The sequence below is a fragment of the Halobacillus sp. BBL2006 genome, from assembly GCF_000786645.1.
Classification (GTDB): Bacteria; Bacillota; Bacilli; order Bacillales; family Halobacillaceae; genus Halobacillus.
In genome coordinates, this window is record NZ_JRNX01000426.1 from 1 (window position 1) to 5,423 (window position 5,423).

The 5,423-nt window shown below is 42.0% G+C and carries 7 protein-coding genes; 3 read left to right on the forward strand and 4 right to left on the reverse strand.

From position 1 onward, the window contains the following. Both fabF and LD39_RS12825 read right to left on the reverse strand, forming a co-directional pair. Positions 1 to 1,037 (reverse strand): beta-ketoacyl-ACP synthase II (gene fabF / locus LD39_RS12820; protein WP_035547360.1); only part of this gene is annotated, 1,037 nt, incomplete at its 3' end. Between the two features lie 17 nt (positions 1,038 to 1,054). Beyond that, positions 1,055 to 1,987 (reverse strand): beta-ketoacyl-ACP synthase III, encoded by a 933-nt coding sequence (locus tag LD39_RS12825; RefSeq protein ID WP_035547363.1) that lies wholly within the window; start codon positions 1,985 to 1,987, stop codon positions 1,055 to 1,057. 169 nt (positions 1,988 to 2,156) lie between these two features. On the opposite strand from LD39_RS12825, the gene LD39_RS12830 reads away from it, so the two are divergent. Beyond that, positions 2,157 to 2,339 (forward strand): hypothetical protein, encoded by a 183-nt coding sequence (locus LD39_RS12830; RefSeq protein ID WP_035547366.1) that lies wholly within the window; start codon positions 2,157 to 2,159, stop codon positions 2,337 to 2,339. A 27-nt stretch (positions 2,340 to 2,366) separates the two neighbouring features. Here LD39_RS12830 and LD39_RS12835 read toward each other — a convergent pair whose 3' ends face one another. Both LD39_RS12835 and LD39_RS12840 read right to left on the reverse strand, forming a co-directional pair. Beyond that, the gene (locus LD39_RS12835) at positions 2,367 to 3,317 is read right to left on the reverse strand and encodes a BMP family ABC transporter substrate-binding protein (RefSeq protein WP_035547368.1); all 951 of its coding nucleotides are present in this window, start codon (positions 3,315 to 3,317) and stop codon (positions 2,367 to 2,369) included. Between the two features lie 78 nt (positions 3,318 to 3,395). Then, positions 3,396 to 3,941 (reverse strand): hypothetical protein, encoded by a 546-nt coding sequence (locus LD39_RS12840; protein WP_035547371.1) that lies wholly within the window; start codon positions 3,939 to 3,941, stop codon positions 3,396 to 3,398. 139 nt (positions 3,942 to 4,080) lie between these two features. Between LD39_RS12840 and LD39_RS22205 the strand changes: the two genes are divergently transcribed. After that, entirely contained in the window at positions 4,081 to 4,257 is a 177-nt protein-coding gene (locus tag LD39_RS22205) for a YjzD family protein (protein WP_081988442.1), read from the forward strand. A 186-nt stretch (positions 4,258 to 4,443) separates the two neighbouring features. Continuing rightward, positions 4,444 to 5,259 carry an undecaprenyl-diphosphate phosphatase gene (locus LD39_RS12845; protein WP_035547376.1) on the forward strand — a complete coding sequence of 272 codons (816 nt, stop codon included), beginning with the start codon at positions 4,444 to 4,446 and terminating at the stop codon, positions 5,257 to 5,259. The last annotated feature ends 164 nt before the right edge of the window (positions 5,260 to 5,423 follow it).

The window sequence follows — 5,423 nt, forward strand, 5'->3', positions numbered from 1 at the left end:
CCAGCCGCTCCAAGCAAGTGACCTGTCATCGATTTTGTAGAGGAAATCGCGAGCTTATTCGCATGCTCCTGAAAAACGGTTTTCGCTGCGTGCGTTTCGAATTTGTCGTTAAGTTCTGTGGAGGTACCATGAGCGTTTAGGTAATCAATTGCACTCGGCTCAAGGTTGGCATCCTCAAGGGCTTGTCTCATCGCTCGCGATGCCCCGTCTCCTTCAGGCGCTGGAGAAGTAATGTGATAAGCATCTCCAGTAGATCCATACCCAGTCAATTCGCCATAAATTTTAGCACCGCGTTTTTTAGCGGATTCTAATGTTTCAAGGATGAGGATTCCTGCTCCCTCTCCCATGACAAATCCATCACGGTTTTTATCAAATGGACGGCTTGCTGTATTCGGATCTTCATTTAGAGACAAAGCACGAGCCGCGGCAAATCCTGCGAATGACATCTTATTCATCGGAGCTTCTGTACCACCTGCAATCATGATGTCGGCATCTCCACGCTGAATCACTTTGAAGGCATCGCCGATGGAGTTCGCTCCAGAAGAACAAGCAGTCACGGTACAAGAGTTGATCGCTTTTGCTCCCAGGGAAATAGAAACTTGGCCAGCTGCCATATCAGGAATCATCATTGGAATAAAGAATGGACTTACGCGGCGATAACCTTTTTGCTGGAAGGTTTCGAACTGGGACTCATATGTTCCCATTCCGCCGATTCCAGAACCGATCCAAACTCCTGTACGCTCAGCATTATCATCATTGATCTCAAGGCCAGCATCCTCAACCGCCATGTGGGAAGCAACCATGGCATATTGTACAAATGGGTCCATACGGCGTGCGTCCTTGCGATCTACATACTTCGATGCGTCGAAGTCCTTCAGTTCTGCTGCTACACTTACTGGGTAGTCATCTTTGTTTACCTTGGTGATTTCACCAATTCCAGATTGACCATTCTTAATATTTTTCCACATTTGTTCTACAGAATTACCGACAGGCGTCACAGCCCCCATTCCGGTAATCACGACACGTCGTTTATCCATAATTCAAACCTCCTTGGTTACTTACCCCATCGAAGGGCAACGGCTCCCCATGTGAGTCCGCCACCGAATCCGACAAGAACAACTAGATCGTTATCTTTTATTTTACCTGCCTTCACGTCTTCTGACAAAGCAATCGGAATAGATGCGGAAGACGTGTTGCCATATCGTTTCACTTGAGTTGACATTTTCTCTTCAGGAATGCCCAGACGCTGTCTTGCAGCTTCCATGATTCTGATGTTTGCCTGGTGAGGGACCAAGTAATCGACGTCCTGCTCACTCAAACCGATTTTCTTAACCACATTCACAGATGACTCAGGCATTTGTCTGACAGCAAACTTAAAGACTTCTCGACCGTTCATGAAGAGCGTACCGTCTTGATAGAGATACTCTCCACCACTACCATCTGAACCTAATTCAGAAGACAGGATCCCTTTACCATCACTGACCGGTCCAATAACAGCCGCTCCTGCTCCATCACCGAACAGGACACACGTATTACGGTCCTGCCAATTGGTAATCTTAGAAAGCTTTTCTACACCAACGACTAAAATATTTTTATAGGAATTGTTTTGGATGTACTGTTGAGCCGTAATTACACCATACATAAACCCTGCACAGGCAGCGCTGAGATCCATAGCAGCCACTTTACGGGCGCCTAATCGGTGCTGAAGCATCGTTGCAACTGACGGAAATGGAGTATCAGGCGTCACAGTAGCAACAAGGATCATATCCAGATCCTCGGCTTTCATGTCCGCATCTTCGAGTGCATTTTTGGCAGCTTCAAAAGCCATATCCGAGGTATCCATGTCATCAGAGGCGATTCTACGTTCTTCTATACCAGTACGTGTCCGAATCCACTCATCACTAGTATCCACCATTTTCTCTAAATCTTGATTGGTCAGAACTTTTTCTGGAGCGTAGTGCCCTACGCCTAAGAATCCTGCGTTCATATCTTCATCCCCTTAAGGTAATATCTAATATCAATTCTTATGACTTGGTACTAATTTTAATTCATCTGCCTGTATTCTGCAAGTCGTCCAACCTCTCTCCATCATTCAACGTATCGCCCACAATTCCTTGCTTTTGAGCTCATACAATAGTTCAAAAGGAGGGATCCCCATGGCTAAAAAAAATTCTTCGCCTTTCGAGCATCTCTTTCGCACTCCACCTTATAAACAGAAGGAAAGTGAACCAAAGGACGTACCCGCTTTCGATTGGCCAGATTTGTTTTCCGAAGTATCAAAAACTTGGAAATCCATCGCCCCAATTGTAAAGCCGATGATGGATAAATTCAAAAAATAAAATAGACTTCACGGTCAGCCGCAAAGTCTATTCATTCGGAAGTTTCCCAGTTTCCATATATTGATCGATCGACTCATCCATCTGCTTTTGGAAAGATTCAGGAATTTCGGGGCTATACTCTCCAAGTTGGATGGCCCCATCCTGAAAATCAAACGTTAAGGCTCTCCCCGGGAGATTTCCATTTACAAAACGATCCATGGCTAGATTATAAACAACATCCACCTTTTGGACTGTACTCGTCAATACAGTGTTTTCAGCCACAGAGGATTGATCGGAGACATACCCAATTGCATAATGTCCATCCTTTTGGACTTGGTTAATGACTGGAACATTAAAGATATCTCCTGCTGGATAAAACACATCGGCCCCTTCTTCTTCCATTTGTTCATAAAGCATTAAAGCTTTCTCTGTATTCTCCCAGCTGTTCGTAAAAGCGATATGAACATCGGCCTCAGGATTCTGATACATGACCCCTTCATAAAAGCCTTCCACTTCTGGCTGCCATTCAAAGGAAGCAATAATTCCGATTCGGTCCGCTTCCGTCATTTTCCCCGCAACCATCCCGGCGAAAAAACCCATAGCATTGGCACTGAAGTTTAAACTCGTGACATTTTCAGCTGAGAATTCACCATTAAAATAAACAAACTGTATATCAGGGTATTTTTTATGAAGCTTTTGAAAATACTCTCCATAGATATTACTATGACCGAATATGATATTTACACCTTTATTAACTAAATGATCAACAGCTTGAACTGTTTCAGAATAACTTTTAATTCCCTCTTTAAAGTAAATATCCACTCCATATTCTTCCTGAATGGATTGTAAACCTTTGTACCCTTGCTGCCCCCAGGCTTGATCGTGAATCGTCGTTTCAACAAGCATTCCCACTCGATTCGATTGGCCACTGCCCGATATTTGATTACATCCAGTAAGAAGCAATAATAGAGAAAGTAATATGACGTATAGTGGTCTCACGCTAAGCACTCCTAATACCGCACTACTTGTTCCTCCCTTATTCTACATCGCTTTAATACTGAAAGTAAACGTGTATGTTTAGATAATCCCTAAAGAAAGGCTTACCATATGGCTTTTCCATACAGCTTCTACATTTCTCTTCCTATCTTCATCTGATTTCTCCTGATCAAAAATCACCGTAGAGGTTTGAGCTTTTTCTTCAATAATTAATGGGATCATAACTTTTAGAAAATCTGTAATATAGACAGCGTCATTCTTTATTACCCATTCATACAATTCGTCAGGACTTTGAAGGTTCAACGAATGGATGTCCATCCATTCACCATAAAGTTCAGGAATCTCTATCCTTCTCACAAGCGAGCTGCCTTCGCCACTGAGAATCACAATAAGGTAATCATCTATGGATACTTTTCTCTCCTCTTCCCCTATCTGAAGATGGTTCTCTTTATCCGTATGATTATAAAAATGCTGAAAATTACTGTTTCGTCCTACGTACATATAGAGATGATCACTAAGAAGATCATCCATCCCGTCGATTCCGATGACTTCATAGCCCTCTTGAAGAAGGCCTGTACTGATATGATATCCTACCCAATGAAAACATGGGGAGACGGTAATCATCATTCACCCTTCCCTCCTTCCTCATCTTTTCTATTTTATTCGTGCTTCTATAGAATGATGTTTCTAAAAGCGATTTCATATTTCTTTTTAAAAGCAACTCTGGTAAGATAGAGTCAGAATGTGTAAAACGAGGTGATTAGTGATGCGGATCATTTGGACTTTGATTTGGGCCTTTCTATTGAGCTCGATGGCAGCATATGTCATCAGTAACATGTCAGGAGGTCACTTTGATTTTCTCCAAGTCATTGTATTGACTGTGATTTTTACATTGGCCGCTATGGTTCTTGGAGATGGAGTCATAAAGGAAGAAGAAGCATAATTATAAGAATCCTGAAGCGTTGCTATCAGATGATGGCAGCGTTTTTTCGTTGATTTTTCACTTTTTCTTTTTCATACATAGATGCGCCACAAATGAATAACTTGGCTTATTGCACATAAAAATCAACTAGCGATATAGTAAGGACATGCTTTTTTCAACTTAAGAGATATTGGAGGAGTAACATACATGGAAGAAATTTGGATATTAATCAAATACTTATTTCTTGGAATTTTCCAAGGGTTCACAGAACCGATTCCGATTTCATCGAGCGGACATCTGGTCATTTTACAAGATATTATCGGCATGGAATTCGAAGGGCTTCAATTTGAAGTACTCGTCAATTTCGGATCGTTGATTGCTGTCCTGATCATATACAGATCAGATTTGATCCGTTTGACTAAAAACGGAATAGGATACTTATTATCAAAAGATTCAAGGCAAAAAGATGATTTTGATTTCATTATCTACCTGATTATTGGGACCATCCCGGCGGGCGTGTTAGGAATATTACTCGGAGATGCGATTGAAGTACTATCTACAACTCAGACTGTGGGTATAACCCTGATCATCACTGGGGTAGCGTTATGGTTGATCCGAAACTTAAGAGGAAGAAAAGGTGAAGGACAGCTAAACTGGAAAGATGCAATGATTGTAGGTTTCGCCCAGGCCGTTGCTCTCATTCCTGGTATCAGTCGATCTGGAGCAACCATTGTTGCCGCAATGTTTCTGGGTATGAAACGGGAAACCGCACTTAGGTTTTCATTTCTATTGTACATCCCTGTCAGTTTAGGAACGATGTTGCTGTCGATTGAAGATTTGATTGCAAGCGCAGATTCCTCGGCGATCTGGCTGGGTTATGCCATTGCATTTATAGGCTCAATCGTAGCTTCATACTTTTCCTTGATCTGGTTCATGAACATTATGGAAAAAGGAAAACTAAAATACTTCGCTTATTACTGCTTCATTGTCGGAGGATTGGTTTTACTTTTCTTCTTAATTTAAGGCTCAAATAAATTATTCAGATGCTATTCTGTTACAAAAAATGGACTTTCTCCCAACGGAAGTCCATTTTTCTTTTCCCATAAAGCTCCCTTATCTTGAAGACTCAGTTTCGAGATGTCTTGGCCGTTAATGGATAAGGACTCGGGTTGGCGGGGAAACAACTC